20 protein-coding genes are annotated in these 24,736 nt (G+C 29.8%); 17 read left to right on the top strand and 3 right to left on the bottom strand.

Going from position 1 to position 24,736, the window contains the following annotated elements:
• Position 1 precedes the first annotated feature (1 nt).
• Positions 2-940 (bottom strand): PorP/SprF family type IX secretion system membrane protein, encoded by a 939-nt coding sequence (locus FIA58_RS14375; protein ID WP_140963180.1) that lies wholly within the window; start codon positions 938-940, stop codon positions 2-4.
• Positions 941-947: 7 nt separating this feature from the next.
• On the bottom strand, positions 948-3,698 hold the full coding sequence (locus FIA58_RS14370) for a gliding motility-associated C-terminal domain-containing protein (protein WP_140963179.1): 2,751 nt from the start codon (positions 3,696-3,698) through the stop codon (positions 948-950).
• Positions 3,699-3,945: 247 nt separating this feature from the next.
• On the opposite strand from FIA58_RS14370, the gene FIA58_RS14365 reads away from it, so the two are divergent.
• The 15 genes from FIA58_RS14365 (at position 3,946) to proC (ending at position 21,523) form a co-directional block, all read left to right on the top strand.
• Entirely contained in the window at positions 3,946-6,135 is a 2,190-nt protein-coding gene (locus FIA58_RS14365; protein ID WP_140963178.1) for a glutamine synthetase III family protein, read from the top strand.
• A 10-nt stretch (positions 6,136-6,145) separates the two neighbouring features.
• Positions 6,146-6,595 carry a GNAT family N-acetyltransferase gene (locus FIA58_RS14360; protein WP_208022813.1) on the top strand — a complete coding sequence of 150 codons (450 nt, stop codon included), beginning with the start codon at positions 6,146-6,148 and terminating at the stop codon, positions 6,593-6,595.
• A gap of 126 nt (positions 6,596-6,721) precedes the next feature.
• Positions 6,722-7,528, top strand: coding sequence for an OmpA family protein (locus tag FIA58_RS21740; protein WP_317167911.1), 807 nt, complete (start codon positions 6,722-6,724; stop codon positions 7,526-7,528).
• Between the two features lie 4 nt (positions 7,529-7,532).
• Entirely contained in the window at positions 7,533-7,982 is a 450-nt protein-coding gene (locus FIA58_RS14350) for a hypothetical protein (protein WP_140963177.1), read from the top strand.
• A gap of 77 nt (positions 7,983-8,059) precedes the next feature.
• Positions 8,060-9,238 (top strand): AIR synthase related protein, encoded by a 1,179-nt coding sequence (locus tag FIA58_RS14345; RefSeq protein ID WP_140963176.1) that lies wholly within the window; start codon positions 8,060-8,062, stop codon positions 9,236-9,238.
• A gap of 3 nt (positions 9,239-9,241) precedes the next feature.
• The gene (locus FIA58_RS14340; RefSeq protein ID WP_140963175.1) at positions 9,242-10,018 is read left to right on the top strand and encodes a hypothetical protein; all 777 of its coding nucleotides are present in this window, start codon (positions 9,242-9,244) and stop codon (positions 10,016-10,018) included.
• Between the two features lie 127 nt (positions 10,019-10,145).
• The gene (gene guaA / locus FIA58_RS14335) at positions 10,146-11,678 is read left to right on the top strand and encodes a glutamine-hydrolyzing GMP synthase (protein ID WP_140963174.1); all 1,533 of its coding nucleotides are present in this window, start codon (positions 10,146-10,148) and stop codon (positions 11,676-11,678) included.
• 105 nt (positions 11,679-11,783) lie between these two features.
• On the top strand, positions 11,784-13,481 hold the full coding sequence (locus FIA58_RS14330) for a LysM peptidoglycan-binding domain-containing protein (RefSeq protein WP_165928931.1): 1,698 nt from the start codon (positions 11,784-11,786) through the stop codon (positions 13,479-13,481).
• A gap of 66 nt (positions 13,482-13,547) precedes the next feature.
• On the top strand, positions 13,548-15,491 hold the full coding sequence (locus FIA58_RS14325; protein WP_140963172.1) for a LysM peptidoglycan-binding domain-containing protein: 1,944 nt from the start codon (positions 13,548-13,550) through the stop codon (positions 15,489-15,491).
• Positions 15,478-15,882 carry an OsmC family protein gene (locus FIA58_RS14320; RefSeq protein WP_140963171.1) on the top strand — a complete coding sequence of 135 codons (405 nt, stop codon included), beginning with the start codon at positions 15,478-15,480 and terminating at the stop codon, positions 15,880-15,882. The genes FIA58_RS14325 and FIA58_RS14320 overlap by 14 nt, the downstream gene beginning before the upstream one ends.
• 86 nt (positions 15,883-15,968) lie before the next feature.
• Entirely contained in the window at positions 15,969-16,196 is a 228-nt protein-coding gene (locus tag FIA58_RS14315) for a DUF3820 family protein (protein WP_140963170.1), read from the top strand.
• Positions 16,197-16,283: 87 nt separating this feature from the next.
• The gene (locus tag FIA58_RS14310; protein ID WP_140963169.1) at positions 16,284-16,703 is read left to right on the top strand and encodes a DUF805 domain-containing protein; all 420 of its coding nucleotides are present in this window, start codon (positions 16,284-16,286) and stop codon (positions 16,701-16,703) included.
• Between the two features lie 155 nt (positions 16,704-16,858).
• Positions 16,859-18,472: a CTP synthase gene (locus FIA58_RS14305; protein WP_140963168.1), complete on the top strand. Its 1,614-nt coding sequence runs from the start codon at positions 16,859-16,861 to the stop codon at positions 18,470-18,472.
• Between the two features lie 178 nt (positions 18,473-18,650).
• Positions 18,651-20,534: a membrane protein insertase YidC gene (yidC, locus tag FIA58_RS14300; RefSeq protein ID WP_140963167.1), complete on the top strand. Its 1,884-nt coding sequence runs from the start codon at positions 18,651-18,653 to the stop codon at positions 20,532-20,534.
• Positions 20,535-20,713: 179 nt separating this feature from the next.
• Entirely contained in the window at positions 20,714-21,523 is an 810-nt protein-coding gene (proC, locus tag FIA58_RS14295) for a pyrroline-5-carboxylate reductase (protein WP_140963166.1), read from the top strand.
• An 81-nt stretch (positions 21,524-21,604) separates the two neighbouring features.
• Here proC and FIA58_RS14290 read toward each other — a convergent pair whose 3' ends face one another.
• Entirely contained in the window at positions 21,605-22,603 is a 999-nt protein-coding gene (locus FIA58_RS14290; RefSeq protein ID WP_140963165.1) for a fasciclin domain-containing protein, read from the bottom strand.
• A gap of 147 nt (positions 22,604-22,750) precedes the next feature.
• On the opposite strand from FIA58_RS14290, the gene FIA58_RS14285 reads away from it, so the two are divergent.
• Positions 22,751-23,530: a toxin-antitoxin system YwqK family antitoxin gene (locus tag FIA58_RS14285; RefSeq protein ID WP_208022812.1), complete on the top strand. Its 780-nt coding sequence runs from the start codon at positions 22,751-22,753 to the stop codon at positions 23,528-23,530.
• Positions 23,531-23,541: 11 nt separating this feature from the next.
• On the top strand, positions 23,542-24,729 hold the full coding sequence (gene mnmA / locus FIA58_RS14280; protein ID WP_140963164.1) for a tRNA 2-thiouridine(34) synthase MnmA: 1,188 nt from the start codon (positions 23,542-23,544) through the stop codon (positions 24,727-24,729).
• The last annotated feature ends 7 nt before the right edge of the window (positions 24,730-24,736 follow it).

Genomic DNA, 24,736 nt, shown 5'->3' with positions numbered 1-24,736 from the left:
TTTAGAAGAATCTAGGTGATTTGTCATATCCTCTGTTGCCAAAAGTATCCAAGTTGAATAACACAATTATTTCGTGAGAACCAGAATTAAATTGACCTAGATTGTTAATGGTATGATCGTAGGCATAACCAATTCTTAATTGAGGTGTAATTTTGTAGTTGACTAATCCACTAAAGGAATCATCAAAACGATGAGCTGCTCCGATTTCAAATTTGTCAAAAAACATAAAATTAGCTGTAATATCTGCTGATAATGGAGCATTTTGAACTAATTTAGTAATGAAAGCTGGTTTAAACTTGATATTATCTGATAAATTAAAGACATAGCCTCCTGTAAAGAAGAAATGCAATTCATCTACACCTATAGCATTTATTCCACTAGCTTCTTTTAATTGTTTATTGGGTAAAAAATTAGGTACAGATAAACCTAAATAATAGTTTTCTGTAAAAAAGAAAGCACCTGCACCAACATTAAGAAAGGTCTCATTTAAATTTTGAAATGCATTATCAGTTCCAATAGCATCATCATTTAATCGAAAGCCATTAAAGTTTGTATTAAAGAAATTGACACCAGCTTTTAAACCAATCGAAAGTTTTGCTTTTTGGCTCAATGATACTTTATAAGCTAAATCTGCTGTTAACGTAGTTTCATTTAAAACATCATCACCTAATTCATCCTTAACTATATTAAAACCAGATTCTAATTTTTCAGATAAAGGAGCATGTACAAAAAGTGAGGATGTAGTAGGAGCACCAGTTGCTCCAATCCATTGTGCTCTATAAATTCCTCCAAAATTAATAACTCCTAAATCATCAGTAGCATATCCAGGGTTAACTACACTCATATTATACATGTATTGAGTGAATTGAGGATCTTGTTGCGCAAATGAAGTACAAAAAGCCAACAAAATAAGTCCGTATATATAATTCAATTTTTTCATTTTTTTCTTATCTGCTTAAATATAACCTTCCTTGTGTTGGCTTTTTGTTTGTTGAGTCATTATAATGTAAAATATAAAAATAGACTCCCGTAGGTAAAATATCACTACCCAGAACTGTGGATTGGTTGGATTTACCATCAAAGTCAGGTGTATTTATATCACCTTTGTATATTAAATTTCCATATCTGTTATAAATTTCAAGTACATGATTAGGATAAATAACATCAACATCTTTAATATAAAAAGTATCATTTAAGCCATCATTATTTGGTGAAAAACCATCAGGAATAAATAAATTTGGACAAAAAGTTAAGTCAACAATGACTTCAAGTCTAGAAGAACCTTCACAACCTTGTGCATCAGTAAGAGAAGCATAATAAGTTGTTCCATTTGTTATTGGATCTGTTGAAGTATAGATATTTCCGTTTAAGGGCGCATCGTACCAAGTAATTGTTCCAGTAGATGTTATATTTGAAGTTAAGTTAGCAATTGTTGGGTTTGGTAAATCTTGTAAGCAAAATAAGTTGCCATCTACTGCTAAACTTGGAACACCAGGATCAGTAATAATAAAATTTATTGGATTGGCTGACAAATCAGTAGTGCCACAATTAGTTACATTATAAGATATATTTTGAATGGTAATTGTCGTTGTTCCTCCATTTTCTAATAATGAAGATGGAATTGTAAAATCACCATTTCCATTTGTAAAAGTTACAATCACAGAATTATCTGTACTATTATTACTACCAGTTAAATCATATAGTATGGTATATTCACCATCATTTAAGATATTTGCATTTCCAATAAAAATAGTTTCTATTTCTGAAATACATATATCAATTGCTGTTATTGTGGCTCCAGTTGTATCTGGTAGTGGGTTAATTATAAAATTGTCACTTGCATCATTAAAACTGCTCGTACCACATGTATTTGAAACACTAGTCAAAACATTTAAAACAAAAGTTGATGCGCCACTAGTTAATATTGTATTAGGCAAAGTAAAAGTAGCAGAACCATTAGTGAAATTAACATTATTTACTATCTGATTGCTAACATTGATAGCTCCAAAAATTGAATAATCTAAATCATAAAGTCCATCTGATAAATTATTGGCACTAGATAAAGTCACTACAACAGTATCACCAAGACAAACGTCATCTATCGAAACAATAATATTATCTGCCTCTGGTATAGGAAAAACTACAAATGGACTTGTTATATTTGTATCAGTTGAACAACCAGAATTTTCATTTTCAACATTTATAATAGTAACGGTATAATTTCCTGGAATTGTAATTAAAGAATTGAGAATTGAGAATACTCCATCACCATTAGTAACTATAATTACTATAGTTTCAGTAGTTTGTAATCCATTTGGATCAGTAATAATGTAAGTAATGATGTATCTGTCATCTGATAACTCAATATTAGAATTATTAATATCACTAATAACTACTTGACCAGTTTCTCCAAGACAAAAGTTAGTGACAGAGATTTGTGTATCGTTTACATTTGGACTTTCAGCAATTTCAAATGTATTACTAAGATTGGTTATTGGTCTTGTACAGTTTGTAACACTACTAGGGTTTATAATATTAGTAATATTTACAGTAGTTATTCCAATAGAATTTACAAAAGCGGAATTTATTATAAAAGTTCCAATTCCACCAATAAAAGTAATACTTACTGTTTCAGTTCCCGAATTTACTCCAGATAAAGTATAGGTGATATTATATGTTCCATCAGGAATTGGATTTACACCTTGAGTAATTGTAGCGGTTAAAATTGTTGTACTTAAATTTTCATAGCAAATTGGAGTTGGTGTAATGTTGAGATTTGCTCCATTAATATCAATTATGGGTTCAATAATAATAGCTACGTTTGAAGATGCTGGAGTACATATAGGATGAGTTGGATTCACATTATAGGTAAATGTATAAGTTCCAGGTCCAAAATTAGTGGCAATATTTTGAATATTTATAAAGGAATCTCCAATTCCAGATATTTCTCCTGTAGGAAAATTATCTGACCAAAATCCACCTGAATCTTCACCAGATAATTGATTAAACAAATTAATATTAGTAAATCCTGAAAAATCATCTGTTTCACAAAAAGTTAGATTTGATGGAATTCCAGATTCTGGTAAAGGATGAACTGTTAAAGAAACATTGGCACTTCTAGAAGGACAACTTCCAATAGCAGGAACAGTATAAGTTAATGTGTAAGTACCAATGCCAGCTAACTGAGCATTAAAGAAATTTCCATTTACTGAGCCAGCAGGACCTCCTGACCATGTTCCATTAAAATGAGGGTTTGGACTACTTCCTAAAAAACTAAATAAAGGTACAGATGCATTGTTATCACAAGCTACAGCACTTGGATTATCAACACCAGGAAAGCCACCAAGAGTTAAAGTAATGATTGAAGTATTATCAGTACAACCTGAAATACCATTAATAGTATATTGATAACTATAAATTCCACTTTGATTGATTTGCCAAGTATTCAATATTCCTGTAGACGTATTTAAACCTCCTGAACTATTAAGATTTGTCCAAGAACCTCCATTTACAGCACCTACGCCTAAAAGGGTAAATAGATTTACTACTCCGTTTGGGTTACCAATACCTTGATTATAGTTTTCTTTGGTACATATTGTAATAGTATTATCATTTCCTGCACATTGAGCATTAGACTTGCTCATAAAGACAAAAAAACTAATTATCAACATAACTAGTCTCAATTTGGATCCTTTCATATATATTCTTTTTGTCGGTTAGTAACCGTAATAACTTGCAAATAAAAGGATTTTTTATAAATTATTAACACTAAATTGTTAATAACATTAATATTTTATTGAAGAATGATTTTTTTGAATGATTTTAAAAAAAATATTTACTTGTTGGTTTTTTTAAAAAATGATAGGGTGTTTTTATTATAATGTTTATATTTTTATATATTTGTATTCAAAATTAAGGGGTATAACTTAAAAAACAATAAAATTTATGTCAACTTTTCGTTTTCAAGCTTTAAAAGAGACAGCAAGTAGGAAAATTGTTGCTGTTGAAAAATTAGAAAAAAAATCCAAAATATTTGGAAGTAATGTGTTTAATGATAAGTCAATGCGACAATTTTTAACACCTGAAGCATACAAAGCTGTTAAAAATGCAACTCAAAAGGGCACAAAAATAGACAGAATTATAGCTGACCAAATTGCGATGGGAATGAAAGAGTGGGCATTATCTAAAGATGTTACTCATTATACACACTGGTTTCAACCATTAACAGGTAACACTGCAGAAAAACACGATGCTTTTTTTGAAACTTCATTTGATGGTAGTGATCCTGTTGAAAAATTTGGAGGAAGTCAATTAGTACAACAAGAGCCAGATGCTTCTTCTTTTCCAAATGGAGGAATTAGAAATACTTTTGAAGCAAGAGGTTATACTGCTTGGGACCCAACATCTCCAGCTTTTATATATGGTACTACTTTATGTATTCCTACAATATTTGTTTCTTATACAGGAGAAGCCCTAGATAATAAAACTCCTTTGTTAAGAGCACTTCAGGCTATTGACAGTGCAGCTTCTGATGTAGCTAAATATTTTGATAAAAATGTAAAAAAAGTGACTCCTACATTGGGATGGGAACAAGAATATTTCTTGATTGATAGATCATTAGCTAATACTAGACCTGACTTGCTAGCAACTGGTAGAACTTTATTAGGTCACGCTTCTGCAAAAGGACAGCAACTTGATGATCATTATTTTGGTTCGATTCCTTCAAGAGTACTTAACTACATGCGTGATTTAGAAAATGAGTGTATGTTATTAGGAATTCCTGTGAAAACACGTCATAATGAAGTTGCTCCAAGTCAATTTGAGTTGGCGCCTATATTTGAAGAAATCAATTTGGCAGTAGATCATAATTCATTATTAATGGATGTGATGCAAAAAGTAGCTGAAAGACATGATTATAAAGTTTTGTTTCATGAGAAACCTTTTAAAGGCGTTAATGGTTCTGGTAAACATAATAACTGGTCACTAGCTACAGATACTGGAATTAATTTATTGGCTCCGGGTAAAACTCCTATGAGTAACTTACAGTTTTTAACTTTTTTCATAAATACAATTAAAGCAGTACATGACTATGAAGAGTTGTTAAGAGCAGCTATTGCTTCTGCAAGTAATGATCACCGTTTAGGTGCTAATGAAGCTCCTCCAGCTATTATTTCTGTATTTATTGGTCAACAATTAACAAAAGTATTGGCAGAATTAGAAGGTGTTACTAAAGGAAAACTATCACCTGAAGAAAAAACAGATTTAAAATTAAACGTTGTAGGTAAAATTCCTGATGTATTATTAGACAATACAGATAGAAATAGAACTTCTCCATTTGCTTTTACAGGAAATAAATTTGAGTTTAGAGCAGTAGGTTCTTCAGCTAACTGTGCTACTTCAATGACAACTTTGAATGCTATTGTTGCAAAACAATTAAAGGATTTTAAAATCGAAGTGGATGCTTTAATTGCTAAAAAAGATCTAAAGAAAGATGAAGCAATTTTCAATGTTTTAAGAGAATATATCAAGCAAACTAAAAACATTCTTTTTGAAGGTGATGGTTATAGTGAAGCATGGGAAAAAGAAGCTAAAAAACGTGGATTAAGTAATCATAAAACAACTCCAGAAGCATTAAAAGCTAAAATTTCTAAAAAAGCAATGGATTTATTTGATGAGTTATCAATTATGAATCATGTTGAAGTTGAAGCTCGTTATGAAATTGAATTAGAAGAATACACTAAGAAAATTCAAATTGAAGGTAGAGTTTTAGGAGATATTGCAAGAAATCATGTAGTGCCAACTGCTATACGTTATCAAAATACTTTAATCGAAAATGTTAAAGGTTTAAAAGAAATTTTTGGTAAAGACTTCGAAAAAATTGCGAAAGAACAAATTTCATTAATAAAAGAAATTTCTGAGCATATAGAAGGAATTAATACTAAGGTAGATGCTATGACAGAAGAGCGTAAGAAAGCTAATAATCTTACTGATTTATCAAAAATGGCTTCAGCTTATTGTGATAAAGTAAAACCATGTTTTGAAGAAATTCGTTACCATGCTGATAAATTAGAACTATTAGTTGATGATGAAATGTGGACACTTATCAAATATAGAGAGTTATTATTTTTAAGATAATCTATTACAAATGATTGAAGTTGTTAAAACCAACTCATCCAATAAAGATTTTATTGATTTAGTAGGGAAACTAGATGAAGATTTGGCAATAAGAGATGGAGACGAACATTCCTTTTATGCTCAATTTAATAGTATTTCGGTTATCAAATATGTTATCGTTCTTTATTTAGATGCTATAGCTGTAGCTTGTGGTGCTATAAAAGAGTATGATGAGGAAACAATGGAAGTAAAAAGGATGTATGTTCCTGAGGAATATAGAAATAAAGGTTTTGCTACTAAAGTTTTAAAGTCTCTCGAAAATTGGTCTAATGAGCTAAATTGTAAATATTTAGTACTTGAAACCGGTGTAAAACAGCCAGAAGCTATTCGCTTATATGAGAAAAATGGCTTTTCAATCATACCAAATTACGGACAATATATAGGTATCGAAAATAGTGTCTGTTTTAAAAAAGAAATTTAATTTTAAGCCTATTCAAAATTTTGAATAGGCTTTTTTTATACTTTTTACTAAAGCTTCACGTTAAATTACTTGTAGCCTATTTTTTTATTTTCTAAAAAAAGTGTTACTTCGTAAAAAATATTTAAAGTGAAGCCTATTTTATCATTATTATTACTTCTTCTTTTAAATGGCAGTTTTGCTCAAGAGCAATTCTCTGTTTATTTTGAAAGTAATAAATCTGATTTGGTTAAAAAGGAGTTGCTTCGATTAGAGGATTGGATTCAAAAAAATAGTAAATCAAAAATTGTTGCAATTAACGGGTATACAGATGAAGTTGGGTCTGTAGAGTACAATGATTCATTAGCTCAAAAAAGAGTCGATTTTATTTCAGATTTTATTCTTGATAAAGTAGCTATTAGGGAAGATTTTAAAACAAGAAGTTATGGTGAAAACTTTAATCAATCCCAAAATAAAGCAGAAAATAGGAAAGCAACTATATATTATATTTTAGAAAAAGATTTAGAGAGAGAGAATGAAATATTAGGGATTAAGGAAGAAGAAATAGATGATAATTTGCCTTTGCATGAAAAAATCAAATTAGCAAAGAAAGGAACAGTAATACTTCTTAAAGATATTAATTTTTTTCAGAATACTTTTGCTATAACACCTGAATCGAATGGAGCTTTATATGATTTGTTATTTGTAATGCAAAATAATCCAACTTTAAAAATCGAAATACAAGGTCATATTTGTTGTGTAAGTAGTGATAGAAGAAAATTATCATTAGAGAGAGCAAAGCAAGTAAGGCGTTTTTTAGTTGCAAAAGGAATAACAATGACTAGAGTATCTGTAACAGGTTTTGGAATTAATCATCCTATTTATCCTATTCCAGAGGCAAATGAAGAACAAGCAGCCGCAAACAGAAGAGTTGAAATTGAAATTTTAAGTAAATAAATAAATGAAAAAAATTAGTATTGCAATTATAAGTTTTATAACTCTTATTTTGTGCAGTTGTTCTGATAAATGTATAGAAGGAAAACAACCTGTTCCAGCTTCTTTTTTTGTCGAAATTTTAGATGAAACTACTAACGAGAACGTTTTTCAGAATGAAACCTATTCTATAACAGATATTACAGTTACTGATGTTATTGGTAATGATATTCCTTTTGAATTTGTTGAAGAAGTAAATATTATCCATTTATTACCAAAAACAACTATCAATGCTAGAAATATTGATATTAAAATTGCTTTGAATAATCAAACTACAATGGTTTCTAATGAAGTTAATTTGAAATATAACGTAGAATCTGAAATTGAAGAATGTTATACTTCATTTAAAATTACTAATGTACTTTTTCCAGAAAATCCTTCTGAATACGTTGAAGGAGTCTTTCTAGTAAAAATTTAAGCCTTTTTTAATGTCAAATTTTAGAATTTTGAGATAAAAAACTATCTTTGTGCCACAACACAACAAACTACTTTTTAATGAGTTCCGATACGAGCCAACGCTACAATCTTAGAGGAGTTTCTGCTGCTAAGGAAGATGTGCATAATGCCATCAAAAACATAGACAAAGGATTGTTTCCAAAAGCTTTCTGTAAAATTATTCCCGATTATTTAACGAATGATGAAGCTTTTTGTATCATAATGCATGCTGATGGAGCAGGTACAAAATCATCTTTAGCTTATATGTATTGGAAAGAAACTGGTGATATTTCAGTGTGGAAAGGTATTGCTCAAGATGCTTTAATCATGAATATTGATGATTTATTATGTGTAGGAGCGACTGATAATATTTTACTTTCATCAACCATTGGAAGAAATAAAAGTCTTATTCCTGCTGAAGTTTTATCTGCAATTATTAATGGAACTGAAGAACTAATTCAAGATTTAAAACAACATGGAGTGACAATTCATTCTACAGGTGGAGAAACTGCTGATGTAGGTGATTTGGTACGAACTATAATTGTAGATTCAACTGTAACAGCAAGAATGAAACGCACTGATGTTATCGATAATGCAAACATTCAAGCTGGTGACATAATAGTTGGTTTGGCTTCTTTTGGTCAAGCTACCTACGAAAAAGAATACAATGGCGGAATGGGAAGTAACGGATTAACGTCTGCTCGTCATGATGTTTTTGCTAAATATTTGGCTACAAAATATCCAGAAAGTTATGATGCTTCTGTTCCTAATGATTTGGTTTATTCGGGTCAAGCCCAATTAACCGATACTGTTGCAAATAGCCCAATCGATGCCGGTAAATTAGTTTTATCACCAACAAGAACGTATGCACCAGTAATTAAGAAAATTCTTTCGAAATACAAATCAGATACTATTCATGGCATGGTGCATTGTAGTGGAGGAGCACAAACAAAAGTGCTTCATTTTGTTGATAATATACATGTAATAAAAGATAATTTATTTCCAGTGCCACCTTTATTCAAATTGATACAAGAACAATCGAAAACAGATTGGAAAGAAATGTATCAAGTTTTCAATTGTGGCCATAGAATGGAAATTTATGTACCAGCTGAAATTGCTCAAGATATTATTGAAATTTCGAAATCATTTAATATTGAGGCTCAAATTGTAGGTAGAGTGGAAGCTTCTGAAGAAAAAAAATTAACAATCAATAGTGAATTTGGAACTTTTCAATACTAACAAATGAATAAGATATTTTTTTTAGTATGCGTATCAATTTTAATTAGTTGTAATCATTCCAATGATTTGGATAAAAAAGGATTGCAAGTTGAAGAAGTTGTTGATTCAAAAGATGCTCAAAACGTTATAAAAAAAGATTCTTTAGATTTTAAGGTAAAATCATTAGGAGTACTTTTAACAGGAAATCCTAATGTGAGAATTTCTCCTTTGTTTAAATTGAATTATAATAAAAAAGACAAAAGTTATTATACAGGTTCAAGTGAATTTCATCATAACTATTATTATGATAACCAAAAAAATCAGGATAATTGGCAAAATATAATACCAGGTTTTAAAGCGCTTTATGGGTATAATTTAGTTAATGTTTTTCATTTCGATCATAAAGAAAATAAAGGTAAAAAGCTATTTGATAAACCAGTTCTAATAAAAACATGTTATTATCCTTCACCAACTGTTGATTCACTTAAATTCCAACCTCTCACTAGAAAATTTTATATGATTTCTGTTTATGATGAGGATACCAATAAAGACAAGTACATCAATAGTAAAGATTTAAGACGTTTTTACTTTTTTGATGAAAATGGAGAAAATAAATCCTTGATAATTCCGAAAAATTATTCAGTTATTGGAGCTGATTATGATTCTGAAAATGATTATCTGTACATTAATGCTATATTAGATTTAAATAAAGATGGTAAAACATCAGGAGATGAACCTATATCAATATTCTATATAGATTTAAAAGAACCCACATTAAAAGGATTGATTTATGAGAATTAATTTTAATCTCAAAATTAATATAAACATTAAAACAACAAATTATTACATATAAAAATGAGTTACTTGTTATGAGTGTGAATTTTAAAACTTCTAACTTCTAATTTCTAACTTCTAACTTTTAAAAACAATGCAACACAACGTATTAATTTTAGATTTCGGTTCACAATACACACAGTTAATTGCTCGTAGAGTAAGAGAGTTAAATATTTTTTGTGAAATCTTTCCATTCGATAAAATTCCAGAAGATTTATCATCATACAAAGCAGTAATTTTAGGTGGAAGTCCATTTTCAGTTCGTTCTGAAGAGGCTTTACATCCAGATTTATCTCAAATAAGAGGTAAAATGCCTTTACTGGCGGTTTGTTACGGGGCACAATATTTAGCTCATTTTTCAGGTGGAGAAGTCGCTGCTTCTAACACAAGAGAATATGGAAGAGCCAACCTTTCTTTTATTCAAGAAAATGAACTTTTTTTAGAAGGAGTTAGCCCAAATAGTCAAGTTTGGATGTCTCACTCTGATTCTATCAAACAATTGCCAACCAACGGTGTTAGAATTGCTAGCACAAAAGATGTTGAAAATGCAGCTTATAAAATAGAAGGGGAAACCACTTATGCTATTCAATTTCACCCTGAGGTGTATCATTCTACTGAAGGAAAACAAATGTTGGAGAATTTCTTAGTCAAAATTGCTGAAGTACCTCAGAATTTCACTCCTAAGGCTTTCGTTGAGGAAATTGTTGCAGAAATGAAAGAGAAAATAGGCACTGATAAAGTAGTCTTAGGTTTATCAGGAGGAGTTGATTCTACAGTTGCAGCCGTTTTATTGAACAAAGCTATAGGAAATAACTTGTATTGTATTTTCGTAAATAACGGCTTACTTCGTAAAAATGAATTCCAAAGTGTATTAGATCAATATAAAGGAATGGGATTAAATGTAAAAGGAGTGGATGCTTCTCAACGTTTTTATGATGCTTTAGCTGGTTTAGATGATCCTGAAGCAAAACGTAAAGCGATTGGAAATGCTTTTATTGAAGTTTTTGATGATGAAGCACACCAATTAACAGATGTAAAATTTTTAGGACAAGGAACTATTTACCCTGATGTGATTGAATCAGTTTCTGCAACTGGAGGTCCATCAGCAACAATAAAGTCGCATCATAATGTAGGTGGTTTACCAGATTTTATGAAACTTAAAATAGTTGAACCTTTACGAATGTTATTCAAAGATGAAGTGCGTAGAGTTGGAGCTACTTTGGGAATTGATCCTGAATTATTAGGGCGTCATCCTTTCCCAGGACCAGGTTTAGCTATTCGTATTTTAGGTGATATTACACCTGAAAAAGTGGCTATTTTACAAGAAGTAGATGCTATTTTTATCAATGGTTTAAAAGAACATAATTTATATAATTCGGTATGGCAAGCAGGTGCTATTTTATTACCTGTAAATAGTGTAGGTGTAATGGGTGATGAGCGTACTTATGAGAAAGTAGTAGCTTTAAGAGCAGTTGAATCTACTGACGGTATGACAGCTGATTGGGTACATTTGCCTTATGAATTCTTAATGAAAACTTCTAATGAAATTATCAATAAAGTTAAAGGAGTAAATAGAGTAGTGTATGACATTAGCTCAAAACCACCAGCAACGATTGAGTGGGAATAATTTTTTTATAATTTTTAGATAATTTTAACACAAAAGCTTTGAAAAGTCGTTACAATAAATAACTTTGTAATGACTTTTTCAATTCAAAAAATAAACAATCGCTTCATGAAATATATTTTGATTTTATTGGCATGCTCCAATTTGCTTTTTGCTCAAGAAATTAAAACTAAAACTTATATAGTTCAACCTAAAGAAACTCTATATTCTATTTCAAAAAAATTTAATGTATCTGTTGATGAAATTAAAAAAGTAAATGCTTCAATTGCTGAAGCAAGTTTATCAATAGGTCAAGAAATTGCTATTCCACTTTTAAAAAATGAAGTTAATTATAAGAACGCAACTACACATACTGTTCAATCTCAGGAAACTTTATTTGGAATTGCAAGAACTTATAATGTTTCTGTTCAAGATTTAGAAGAATTAAACAAAGATAATTTAAAAGACGGCTTGAAAACTGGACAAGTTATTGCTATTCCTTTAAGAAAAAAAACAATAGATGGAAAACCTAGAATTATAACTGAAGAAACTGTTTTTCATAAGGTTAAATCTGGAGAAACTAAATATTCAGTATCTAAATTGTATAAAATTAGTATCAAACAATTGGAATTACAAAATCCTGAAATTATAAACAGATTTGCCGAAGGAACTATTTTAGCTGTTAATAAAGAAGGTATTACTCCAAAGGATATTTCTGATGAATTGATGATAACAATAGCAGAAAAAGAAGCAGAGATTGAAAAGAATAAAGCTCAAAATGCTAAAATTGAAGATTTAGAAGACAAATTAATTGTCCAAGAACAAATGAATCAGAAAATAATAAAAATGAACTCATTAAAAATTGATTTAAAAGAAATCGATAATTCAAAAGGTTCTTCTGTAGATAAATTAAAATTAATTTTAGCCTCTAACAAAAATATTCAAGATGTTTTAACTTCTAAATTAGATTCTTTAGTTGGAGATATGTATGAAGATTTAGAAAAACTAAAAAATTCTAATATAGTAGATGTAGAAGAATATAAAAAGTTACAAAAGGAAACACAAGCTAATAGAATTGAAACAAGTAAGTTAATTATTCAATTAAAGAAAGACCTAAATGAATCAAGAAAAAATTATGTTTCTTTGATGAATAAGGTACAAAGGGTTAACGTGGCTCAAGATCAAGAACTCAAAAAGCGTAGTAAATCTATGGCTGAAATTGAGGCTCAAAATAAAGCCGAACAAGAGCAAATTGAAAAAATTAAAGCCTTACATGCTGATAGTGATAAAACTAATGAATCGCTATTTTTTAAGATGGCTACAATAGAAAAAGAAAAAGAGTATATCATTACAAAGCGTATCGAAAAAGCAAGTTTTTATAGTGCTTCAGCAAGAGAATATGATGATAGATTGGCACTTCAAAAATTAATTCGTTATCAAAATAATATTAAAAAAGAAAGAAGTATTGTCGATGTAGAGGAAAAGCAAATTGGTTTGGAAGAAATTCGAGCAAAAATTAAAGAAAGTAATTTTAATAATGAAAAAATTCCTGCAATAGAAAGAATTAACAATTTAAAACAAGTGGAAGATGGGTTTTATATTGTGCATAAAGTAACTAAAAGTCAAAGCGAAAGAGATAAATATGCTAGAGAATTATCTGATAAAGGTGAATTAAAAACAAGCTTTTTTTATGATATAAATACGTTTACTTATTGCGTTTATACTGATAAATTTAAATTGTTTGAAGAAGCTTTATTTGCTATTAAGACCAAAGAAAGTTTACCTTTGTACGAAAATGCAAAAATAGTTGAATTAAAATTGGAATAAAATTTGACTATAAATATAATAAATACCAAATCTATTTGTTATTCAATAACAATTTAAAACCTAATTATGAGAATTTTTAAGCTTTTAATTTTATTCTTTGTTTTTATTTCTTGTGCAGCCAAGGCGAAACAAGACAATTTTTTAAGACATAATGTAGAAAAAGGTGAAACGATTTATCAGATATCTAGAAAATATCAAATTACACCTTTTGATATTTATAGGTTAAACCCTGATGCTAAAAATGGAATTCAAGAAGGAACGGTCTTGTTAATTCCAAAAACGACAACTGCTATAGTTAAGACAGAAACTAAAAATATTATTCACGAAGTAAAAGCTAAAGAAACTTTATATAGTATTGCAAGAGAATATGAAGTGACTGTTCCTCAATTGGAGGAATGGAATGTTGAATTATTGAAAGATGGTTTAAAAAAAGGACAAGAAATTATTGTAGGAAAAGAATCATTGCCTGTAAATGAAAATTATCTGGAAGTACAAAGTACTAAAAACACAATCGAGACATTTTCTCATAAAGTACAACCACAAGAAACACTTTATGGAGTTTCAAAAAAATACGGTATCACAATAGAAGATATTATTGCATTAAATCCAGATTCAAAAGACGGTTTAAAAGAAGGAACAATTCTAACTCTGAAAAGAAAAATTGAAAAAACAGTTACAGTAATCAATAATAATACAGATAATGATGTAAAATTATATACTGTAAAACCTAGACAAACTTTTTTCAGTCTTACAAGAGAATTAAATATATCTAAAGAAGAATTAGTGGCATTAAATCCTGATTTGAAAGATGGGCTAAAAGAAGGAATGATTTTAAAATTACCTTACTCAGACGGAGTTTCAAAAAAAGCAGATAGTATTTATTTTGAAAAGAAAGTCGTAAATTTGGTAGAAACCATAAATAAGAATAACAAAAAGAACTTAGTTTTATTGTTACCTTTTAATTTGAGTAAGTTAGATGGGAATGCTACAACATCTATAAAACAGACATTAAAAGAAAATCCACTTTTAAATCTATCCTTAGAATTTTATTCAGGTGCAATTATGGCTATAGATTCTGCAAGAGTTTTAGGATTACCTCTAAATGTGAAAATTCTTGATGTAGAAAGCTCTCGAACAAGTTCTAATATTTCTAAATTGATTTTAGAAAATGATTTTTCTAATGTGGATGCAGTAATTGGACCATTCCAAAATTCACTTGCAGAAAAAACTGCCGAATTATTGTTAAAAGACAGTATTCCAGTCATTTCTCCTCTATCCAAAGAAGTAGGTATGAAATATCCTAATTTATACAATGCTGTACCTTCTGAAGATTACATGATGAATAAATTATTTTCTCATTTTGAAAAGAATAATGGAAATGTAATTGCTGTAGTTAGTACTAAAAAAGGTTCAACTAAGGAGTATTTAGTTTCTAGATATCCTGGAGTAAAATTTCCAGGATTTAATGATAAAGGAGGAGTAGATACCGATAAATTGAAAACGTTGTTAGTAAAGGATAAAAAGAACTTTGTTATTATTGAATCTGAAACGACTTCTCAAATATTAAACGTAACTAATTTATTGATTAAATTAAAATCAGATTATGACATTCAATTAGTAGTTTTAAAATTATATGATACTTTGGATTTTGAAGAAATTCCAATGACGAATTTAACCGAATTGAATATGTTATTTCCTTCTAACAGAAAAGAGATAGAAACAGAATCAGATAAGGTTTTTGCGAATAAATATCTTAAAGAAAACGGAACATTACCAAGTAGTGCAGCAGCAAGAGGCTTTGATGTTACTTTTGATACTATTTTACGTATTTATCAAGAAGAAGGGTATGCAAAATCGGTTCAATCAAATAAAACTGAATATTTTGAGAATACATTCGATTATGTTAATGATAATGGAAATATTATTAATAATGGAGTTTACTTAATGTATTACGACACAGACTATTCTATTAAAAAAGTAAAAGAAAAAGAAAAAGATGCCAACTTCTAAGATAACATACGTAGGGGATTTACGAACCACTTGCATACATTTACAATCTGGAACTGAAATACTAACGGATGCACCAACTGATAATCACGGTAAAGGAGAAGCTTTTTCTCCAACCGATTTAGTAGCCACAGCTTTAGGAAGTTGTATGGTTTCTATTATGGCTATAAAAACAAAAGATTTAGATATTGATTTAAAAGATTCTACAATTTCGGTTACCAAAATAATGCAGTCAGAACCAAGAAGGATAAGTAAAATAATCGTAGTATTAGACATGTCAATCGAAACTACCGATAAAAACAAAACAATACTAGAAAGAGCAGCAATGACTTGCCCTGTTTTATTAAGCTTACATCCAGACATCGAAAAAGAAGTCACTTTTAATTGGAAGTAGAAATTTTTAATAGTAGATAGATAATATAAAGTATTCTCTCGTTAATTAGTCTATTTTCTTTCATCTATTTTCTAGTATCTTAAAAAATGAACAACAACGACCAACTAATAAAACTTGCTCATACAAAAATGCCCTTTGGTAAATACAAAGATTGGTACTTAATCGATTTGCCAGAATACTATGTAGTTTGGTATAGTAATAAAGGCTTTCCAAAAGGACAATTAGGTGAACAATTAAAACTGGTTTACGAACTAAAATTAAATGGATTAGAAGAACTAGTTAGAAATATTAGAAGAAATTTTCCTAAAAAATAAATTTGTTAATAACTTTGTATTATCCCTTTGTTTATTTTCTTTAATTTTTAAGATATTTGAATATAAACAATACTAAAAATGTTAATTATGGAAAAAAAAGAACAAGACTACAACTTAATTGATTGGTGGAAAAAAGTCGTAATTAAAAATTATGCAAATTTCAATGGAAGAGCTAGAAGAAAAGAATATTGGTATTTTGTATTGGTAAATATTATCATTAGTATTGTTTTGGGTATTATTGATGGACTTGGAGGTTTGTTTATTGGTAATCCTGAAAATGGTAATGGGATTTTAGGCTCAATTTCAAGTTTAGTATTTTTAGTTCCTTCAATAGCAGTTGGAGTAAGAAGAATGCACGATGTAGGGAAAAGTGGTTGGTATCTCTTAATTCCAATTTATAATTTGATATTAGCTTGTACGGAGGGTGATAATGGAAAAAACGAGTATGGTGATGATCCTAAGTCTGATATTAGTGAAATAAATGAAATAGGAACTGCACAAGAATAAGCAAAAACATTTTAATAAAAAAATGCCATTTGAAAATCAAATGGCATTTTTTTATTAAAATGTTTTTGGAATTTTATAAAATGTAATTTCAAAAATCTAATATTTAAACATATCTTTGCCAAGTTTTTTACACAACTACAACAAACCACAACACAATGAATCAAACGAAGTATATTTTTGTTACTGGAGGTGTTACTTCTTCCTTAGGAAAAGGAATTATAGCAGCTTCTCTGGCAAAATTGCTACAAGCAAGAGGATATCGAACGACCATTCAAAAATTCGATCCTTACATTAATGTCGATCCAGGTACTTTAAACCCTTATGAACACGGAGAATGTTATGTAACAGATGATGGTGCAGAAACCGATTTGGATTTAGGACATTACGAACGTTTTTTGAATGTTCCTACATCACAAGCCAATAATGTAACCACAGGAAGGGTTTATTTATCTGTAATTGAAAAAGAAAGAAGAGGAGAATTTCTAGGAAAAACGGTACAGGTTGTACCACATATTACCAACGAAATTAAATCGAGAATGCAATTATTAGGTCAAAACGGAAATTTTGACATCGTAATAACTGAAATAGGAGGAACTGTTGGTGATATCGAATCATTGCCTTACATAGAATCTGTTCGTCAATTATTATGGGAATTAGGAGATGAAAATGGAATTGTAATTCACTTAACTTTAGTTCCATATTTAGCTGCTGCTGGTGAATTAAAAACAAAACCAACACAGCATTCTGTTAAAACATTAATGGAAAGCGGAATCAAAGCGGATATTTTAGTTTGTAGAACAGAACATGAATTATCGGATGATTTGCGTCAGAAATTAGCTTTGTTTTGTAACGTTAAAAAAGAAGCGGTTATTCAATCAATTGATGCATCTACTATTTATGACGTGCCTAACTTAATGTTAGAAGAAGGTTTGGATACTGTAACGCTTAAAAAATTAGACTTACCTGAAAAAAATAGTCCAGATTTAAAACAATGGAATGAGTTTTTACAAAAACATAAAAATCCAAGACATGAAGTGAATATTGGTCTAGTTGGAAAATATGTAGAATTGCAAGATTCTTATAAGTCTATTTTAGAAGCCTTTATTCATGCTGGTGCTGCCAATGAAACAAAAGTGAATGTGATTTCTATTCATTCTGAACATTTAGATGTCAAAACGGCAGAAAAACATCTAAAAGGATTAGATGGCATACTAGTTGCTCCTGGTTTTGGGAACAGAGGTATCGAAGGTAAAATTGATACAGTACGTTTTGCAAGAGAAAATAATATTCCTTTTTTAGGAATTTGTTTAGGAATGCAAATGGCAGTAATAGAATTTGCACGTAATATTTTAGGATATAAAGATGCCAATTCAACAGAAATGAATGATAGTACAAAGCATCCAGTAATTAATTTAATGGAGGAGCAAAAAAATATAATTAATATGGGAGGAACCATGCGTTTAGGAGCATGGAAATGTAGCTTGAAAGAAAACACGTTGGCCAACAAAATTTATGGTAAAACAGAAATAATGGAACGTCATCGTCATCGTTACGAATTTAACGGTAGATATTTGAACGAATTGCAAGATGCTGGTTTAATTGCTTCAGGAATAAATCCAGATACTGGTTTAGTTGAAGTAATAGAAATAAAAAACCACCCATTTTTCATAGGAGTACAGTATCATCCTGAATATAAAAGTACAGTCTTAAATCCGCACCCACTTTTTGTGAGTTTCGTGAAAGCAGCTGTTCAACATAAGAATAAATAGAATTTTGAGCGAATGGCTTGGTGTTTTTTAGCCAACCATTTTCCCGCTTTTTGTTGCAATTTTTTTATTTTAAAAATAAAAAAGATTTCCACGTCAATCGGGGCTAATAAAATTCTATTGGAATATTTGTAAATAATAGTAATTGCCGTTGGCTTAAGCCTTCGAACAAATAATTAAAATGGAAGAAAAAAAGTTTGATTTAAAATCAATTGTTGGGTTTGTTTTAATTTCTGGTATTTTAATGTGGATGATGTATTCAAATCAGCCTACACCTGAAGAATTAAAAGAAAAAGAAAAGCTAGAAAAGGCTAAAAAGGAACAAGAAGATACAGTAAAAATAACCGATAAAGTTGTAGAAACTGCTCAAATACTTCCAGATTCAATTTCTCAAGAACAGACAAAAGCTGCTTTAGGTACTTTTGCATATTCAGCAACATTGCCTTCAGCTAAAGAAGATTTTACAGAAATAAAAAATGATCTTCTTTCTTTAAAAATAGCTAATAAAGGAGGTTACATTATTGATGCTACTGTATTAGGATATGACCAATTTGAAAAGAATTCAAATAAACCTGTAAAGATTATAAAAGAAAATAATGCAAAATTCGATTTAGCATTAAACACTACGGATAATAGACTATTACACACTTCTGATTTATTTTTCGAACCTAAAGTATCAAAAGAAGGAGAGAACCAAGTAGTGACTATGCAATTGAAAGCAGGTCCAACTCAATTCTTAGAATACCGTTATGTTCTTAAGCCAGGAGAATACATGTTAGATTTCTCTATTCGTTCTCAAGGATTAGAAAGTGTAATTAATCCTTCTAAACCAGTTAATTTAGAATGGCAATTAAAAACCTATCGCAATGAAAAGAGTATCTCGTATGAAAACAGATATACAGAATTAGTCTTTGAATATGAGGGTGGAAAAGATGATTATTTAAATGCAGCTAAAGATTCAGAAGATACTGCTGCTGATGTTTCTTATATTGCATTTAAGCAACACATGTTTACGTCTATTTTATTGACAGACACTCCTTTCAAATCAGCTAGATTTTCTTCTGATAATTTAGTAGATAATGAAGAAATAGATACTGTTTTTACAAAGAATTTTATAGCTGAAGTTCCTTTAGAAGTTAAAAACGGAGCAATAAACTATAATATGAATTGGTATTATGGTCCTTCAAAATATCAAATTTTAAATGGTTATGATAGAAATTTAGATGAAATAATGCCATTAGGTTGGGGAATTTTCGGTTGGATTAACCGTTATATCTTTATTCCAGTTTTTGGTTTTATTTCTAGTATAGGAATTGGTTATGGTTTTGCAATTATCTTATTTACTATTTTGGTAAGATTAGTAATGTCACCAGTAACTTACAAATCGTATGTTTCTCAAGCTAAAATGAAAGTTTTACGTCCAGAAATTGCAGAATTGAATGAAAAATTCAAAGATAATGCAATGAAGAAACAACAAGAAACAATGAAATTGTATTCTAAGGCAGGAGTAAACCCTATGGCAGGTTGTTTACCTGCATTGATGCAAATGCCAGTTTTCTATGCATTATTTCAGTTCTTTCCATCAATGTTCGATTTAAGACAAAAAAGTTTCCTTTGGGCAAATGATTTGTCTTCTTATGATAGCATTTATGAATTACCGTTTCGAATTCCAATATATGGTTCTCACGTGAGTTTATTCCCAATTTTGGCTTCAATAGCGATATTCTTTTACATGAAAATGACTACTGGAGACCAACAAATGAGTGCTCCTACACAAGAAGGTATGCCAGATATGAGCAAAATAATGAAGATAATGATTTACATTTCTCCGTTAATGATGTTGTTTTTCTTTAATAACTATGCTTCTGGTTTATCATTGTATTACTTTATTTCTAATTTGATTACAATTGGAATTATGTTAGTAATTAAAAATTATATTGTAAAAGAAGATAAGATTCACGCTAGAATTCAAGAGAATAAAGCGAAACCTAAATCTGAGAGTAAATTCCAAAGAAAAATGAGGGAAATGATGGAACAAGCAGAAGCTCAAAAGAAAAATAAATAAAAAAAGTAATTTTTTATAAATCCCTGTTCAAACAACAGGGATTTTTTTTTGAAACAATACTAAGGAAATTGTTATAAAATAGGAAATTGTTTTTCTAAATGTAAATACTAAATATCTTTAGCATAAATCTTTTAAAGATTGTTTCTCAACGTTCAAAAAAACAAATAAATAGAAAATACATGAGAATACTTATTATTGGTTATGGAAATATGGGGCAAACCTATGCAAATAGTTTCGTCAGTTCTCGATTTATTAATGCTTCAGATATTTTAGTATTAACGAGGAGTGGTTTCGTAAATAAAAACCGTTATTCAATAGATGAAAATAATTTTTTTACCAAACCCGTAGCGGCTATTTTCGATGTAGATATTATAATAATTGCAGTAAAACCTCAAGATTTTAGTTTATTAGGAAAAGAAATAAAATCCTTTATTCATAAGGAACATCTTATTCTATCTGTGATGGCTGGTGTAACATTAGAATCCATTAAAGAAAAATTGGGTTGTGAAAAAATAGTTAGATCAATGCCAAATATTCCAACACAAATCGGTCTTGGAATGACTGTTTTTTGTGCTTCATCAAGTGTAGATCGAAAAGAATTGTTTATTATTCAAAATTTAATTAACACCACTGGAAAGTCTATTTATATTGATAAAGAAGAAATGTTGAATGCTACAACAGCTGTTTCAGGAAGCGGACCTGCTTATGTATTTTATTTTATGAATGCAATGATTCAAGCAGCAATTGAATTAGGTTTTTCTAAATCGGAAGCAGAGTTTTTAGTAAGTCAAACATTTATTGGAGCAGTTCAACTTCAAAACAGAAGCGATTTATCACATGAAGAATGGATTAATAAAGTAGCATCAAAAAAAGGGACAACTGAAGCTGCTATGTTAGTTTTTAAAGATAATAATTTATTAGAATTTATCAAAAATGGAATTTTTGCAGCTAATAGTAGAGCAGTAGAATTAGGAAAAACAATTTTATAAAAAACTCGATTAATGCAATATCAATCGAGTTTTTAAGAAGATTAAATAATAACCTTAACTTACTTCTAATTATTTTTGATATTATAGAGTTGGTTGTAAAACTTTATCAATAGCATGGATAATTCCATTAGAACATTGTACATTAACTACAACAATAGTAGCTTGTGTAGCAGATTGATCTGTAATTTTTGGAGTGGCTGGGCTTGTTAAATCTATTGTTATTTCTTGTATCGGATTTGTTATCATTGGAATAACTTGAGCATCTGTTAATGTGGTTGACACTACATTTCCAGTTGCAGTTACATGATATTGTAATACTGTTGAAACTTGAGATGGTGTAGCATTTTCTGCAAAACCTCCAGCACCAACAGCAACTGCAAAAGCATCATTTGTAGGAGCGAATACTGTTAATGGAGTTGTATTTGTAGTCAAAGTAGTAGCTACTGCACTTTGATCACCAAAACCATTTCCATTCGTGTCAGTACTTGTTACCACTGTTACAAGAGTTGAAAAGTTAGGATTAGCACGTGCATGGTCAATAATGGTAGCTAGGTTTATTACAGCATTAACTTCATGAATTACACCATTAGCTGCAAGGATGTTTGGAGTAGTTACGGTAGCAATTCCATTAACAACAACATCTGTAGTTGTTTCTGTATCAATATACAAACTTAATGTGTTTGTGTCAGAAGCGGAACCTTTACCCATAGATTTTACATAACCAGTGGATAAATCTGTAGATAAATTTGTACCCATAATCACATGATTTAATAATATTTCTTTAAGAACAGCAACTGGTACATCATCTAGTGAAGCAAAGTTGTTAGCTGTTAAAAAGTCATTAAATGCATCGTTTGTAGGTGCAAAAACTGTGAAAGGACCATTTTGGTCTAATGTTTGTACTAATCCTGCTTTGTCCAAAGCAGAAACTAGTGTTGTAAATTGTGGAGATCTTGATGTAACGGCTGCAATACTATTGTTTACTGGAGTTACCACCGTGTCATCATCAGAACATGAAAACATCGTTACAAATGTAGTAGCGATTAAAGTTAATTTGATTAATTTTGCAAAGTTTTTCATAGCATTTTGTTTTAATTGTTTAAGCAAATGTAAAAAAACTTTAAACAAAAAAGCATAACGTTAAATAAGAAAAAAGTAAAAAAGTAAAAAGTTTAACGTTGGATTTATTATTGTTTAATTAATTGATTGTAAAAAACCTATAAGTATATGATATATATAAGACAAATGTTAATAAAATCCCTCATAGCCTTCCTATTTCTTGCTCTAAATTGTTTAACAGTTTTCTCTCAAGTTGAGAATAATCAGTTTGATACAAAAGGTGAACGTCATGGTGTTTGGAAAGGATTTTATAAAGAATCAAAAAGACCTAGATATGAAGGTAACTTTAATCATGGTAAAGAAACTGGAGTTTTTAAATATTTTGATGATACCAAAGCAGGAACTGTAATAGCAACAAGGAATTTCTCTAAAGGAGATGGTTCTTGTTATGCCATTTTTTACAATCAAAAAGGAAATAAAGTAAGTGAAGGTTTGTTGGTAAATAAATTACCACATGGAGAATGGAAATATTTTCATTTTGAAAGTGACCAGTTAATGTCTCTTGAAAACTATAAACAAGGTAAACTCAATGGAGTAAAGAAAGTTTTTTATAAAGATGGCTCTTTAGCTGAAGTCTCAAACTATGTAAATGGAAAAAAGCAAGGTTTATATAAAAAATATGCTGAGAATGAAACAATTTTAGAAGAGATAAACTATAAGGGTGGAAAATTAGATGGACCTGCATTATATTATGATGGAAAAGGAAATATCAATGTAAAAGGTCAATTTAAGAATGATAGAAAATGGGGTTATTGGGAAACGTATGAAAATGGGAAGCTAGTTTCTAAGGAGAAAATTTCCAGAGAAACAAGAAAGACTTTTACCTTAGAGAAAAATAAAGAAGGTAAAATGGCTCCAACAGAGTTAAAACCCAAAAATGAAAAATAATAGTTAAGAAAATGAAAAGAGTAGTAGTAGGACTTTCTGGAGGAGTAGACTCTAGTGTGGCCGCTTATTTATTACAAGAGCAAGGTTATGAAGTTATAGGTCTTTTTATGAAAAATTGGCACGATGATTCTGTAACTATATCGAATGAATGCCCATGGTTAGAAGATAGTAATGATGCACTTTTAGTTGCTGAAAAATTAGGAATTCCATTTCAAACAGTAGATTTGTCTGAAGAATATAAAGAAAAAATTGTCGATTACATGTTCAAAGAATATGAACAAGGAAGAACTCCAAATCCTGATGTATTATGTAATAGAGAAATTAAGTTTGATGTATTCATGAAAATAGCAATGTCTCTTGGAGCGGATTATGTAGCAACAGGTCATTATTGTAGAAAAGGAACTATTGAACAGGAAGGAAAAGAAACATATCAATTATTAGCAGGTAAAGATGGTAATAAAGATCAGTCTTATTTCTTATGCCAATTATCTCAAGAACAATTGTCTAAGGCTTTATTCCCAATTGGTGAATTAACAAAACCTGAAGTAAGAGAAATCGCAGCAAAATTAGATTTAATTACAGCTGAAAAGAAAGATTCTCAAGGATTATGTTTTATAGGAAAAGTTCGTTTACCAGAGTTTTTACAACAACAATTACAGCCTAAAGAAGGTATTATTATTGAAGTACCAGAAGAAGCCACTATTTTTAATACAGAAACTCCAGAATTTTCTTCACAAGAAGAAGCTTTTGCTTTTGAATCAAGAAATAGAGATTATTCAAATGAAATAGGAAAGACTGTTGGTAAACATCAAGGTGCTCATTACTTTACTAAAGGACAACGAAAAGGACTAAATGTAGGAGGAACTAAAGAAGGTTTATATGTAATTGAAACTGACGTTGAAAAAAATATTATTTATACTGGACAAGGAGCAAATCATCCTGGTTTATTTAAAAGTGCCTTGTTTATTAAAAAAAATGAAATACATTGGATCCGTGAAGATTTAACCTTACAGCCAAATGAAACTATGGAAGTAATGGCTCGTATTCGTTATCGTCAACCTTTACAAAAAGCTATCCTACATCAATTTGAAGATGGAATGTATGTAGTATTTAATGAACCTCAATCAGCTATTACAGAAGGTCAATTTGTTGCTTGGCACAAAGAAGATGAAGTATTGGGCAGTGGTGTAATTTCTTAATTGTTTT

The sequence above is a fragment of the Flavobacterium jejuense genome, assembly GCF_006491595.2.
GTDB classification, from domain to species: Bacteria; Bacteroidota; Bacteroidia; order Flavobacteriales; family Flavobacteriaceae; genus Flavobacterium; species Flavobacterium jejuense.
This window is presented reverse-complemented; position numbering and strand designations above follow the sequence as displayed.

Bases quoted from the DNA above. Each gene is read 5' to 3' on its own strand.
- FIA58_RS14375 (WP_140963180.1), bottom strand. From the start codon at position 940: ATGAAAAAATTGAATTATATATACGGACTTATTTTGTTGGCTTTTTGT.
- FIA58_RS14370 (WP_140963179.1), bottom strand. From the start codon at position 3,698: ATGAAAGGATCCAAATTGAGACTAGTTATGTTGATAATTAGTTTTTTT.
- FIA58_RS14365 (WP_140963178.1), top strand. From the start codon at position 3,946: ATGTCAACTTTTCGTTTTCAAGCTTTAAAAGAGACAGCAAGTAGGAAA.
- FIA58_RS14360 (WP_208022813.1), top strand. From the start codon at position 6,146: ATGATTGAAGTTGTTAAAACCAACTCATCCAATAAAGATTTTATTGAT.
- FIA58_RS14350 (WP_140963177.1), top strand. From the start codon at position 7,533: ATGAAAAAAATTAGTATTGCAATTATAAGTTTTATAACTCTTATTTTG.
- FIA58_RS14345 (WP_140963176.1), top strand. From the start codon at position 8,060: ATGAGTTCCGATACGAGCCAACGCTACAATCTTAGAGGAGTTTCTGCT.
- FIA58_RS14340 (WP_140963175.1), top strand. From the start codon at position 9,242: ATGAATAAGATATTTTTTTTAGTATGCGTATCAATTTTAATTAGTTGT.
- guaA (WP_140963174.1), top strand. From the start codon at position 10,146: ATGCAACACAACGTATTAATTTTAGATTTCGGTTCACAATACACACAG.
- FIA58_RS14330 (WP_165928931.1), top strand. From the start codon at position 11,784: ATGAAATATATTTTGATTTTATTGGCATGCTCCAATTTGCTTTTTGCT.
- FIA58_RS14325 (WP_140963172.1), top strand. From the start codon at position 13,548: ATGAGAATTTTTAAGCTTTTAATTTTATTCTTTGTTTTTATTTCTTGT.
- FIA58_RS14320 (WP_140963171.1), top strand. From the start codon at position 15,478: ATGCCAACTTCTAAGATAACATACGTAGGGGATTTACGAACCACTTGC.
- FIA58_RS14315 (WP_140963170.1), top strand. From the start codon at position 15,969: ATGAACAACAACGACCAACTAATAAAACTTGCTCATACAAAAATGCCC.
- FIA58_RS14310 (WP_140963169.1), top strand. From the start codon at position 16,284: ATGGAAAAAAAAGAACAAGACTACAACTTAATTGATTGGTGGAAAAAA.
- FIA58_RS14305 (WP_140963168.1), top strand. From the start codon at position 16,859: ATGAATCAAACGAAGTATATTTTTGTTACTGGAGGTGTTACTTCTTCC.
- yidC (WP_140963167.1), top strand. From the start codon at position 18,651: ATGGAAGAAAAAAAGTTTGATTTAAAATCAATTGTTGGGTTTGTTTTA.
- proC (WP_140963166.1), top strand. From the start codon at position 20,714: ATGAGAATACTTATTATTGGTTATGGAAATATGGGGCAAACCTATGCA.
- FIA58_RS14290 (WP_140963165.1), bottom strand. From the start codon at position 22,603: ATGAAAAACTTTGCAAAATTAATCAAATTAACTTTAATCGCTACTACA.
- FIA58_RS14285 (WP_208022812.1), top strand. From the start codon at position 22,751: ATGATATATATAAGACAAATGTTAATAAAATCCCTCATAGCCTTCCTA.
- mnmA (WP_140963164.1), top strand. From the start codon at position 23,542: ATGAAAAGAGTAGTAGTAGGACTTTCTGGAGGAGTAGACTCTAGTGTG.